This is a genomic window from Telluria sp. AZSoR62, from assembly GCF_058111565.1.
Window position 1 is genome coordinate 1 of record NZ_JBYTST010000138.1, and the last position, 370, is coordinate 370.

The following is a 370-nucleotide window of genomic DNA, read 5'->3' on the forward strand; positions in this document are numbered from 1 at the left end:
CAGAAGCTGACCGCGCTTCAAACCGAAACCGGTCTGACGATTGCTGAGATCTAGGACATCAACCGTCGCATGTCGATCGGTGAGGCCAAGGCCCGCCGCGCGAAGAAAGAGATGGTTGAAGCGAACTTGCGTCTGGTGATCTCCATCGCCAAGAAGTACACCAACCGTGGCCTGCAATTCCTCGATCTGATCCAGGAAGGCAACATCGGCTTGATGAAGGCTGTGGACAAGTTCGAATACCGTCGCGGCTACAAGTTCTCGACTTATGCCACCTGGTGGATCCGTCAGGCGATCACTCGCTCGATCGCCGACCAGGCCCGCACCATCCGTATTCCGGTGCACATGATCGAGACCATCAACAAGCTCAACC

The 370-nt window shown here is 56.2% G+C and carries 1 pseudogene; it reads left to right on the plus strand.

The features are described from left to right. A pseudogene (locus AC3XQU_RS23240) lies at positions 1-370 on the plus strand (sigma-70 family RNA polymerase sigma factor); the annotation flags it as partial.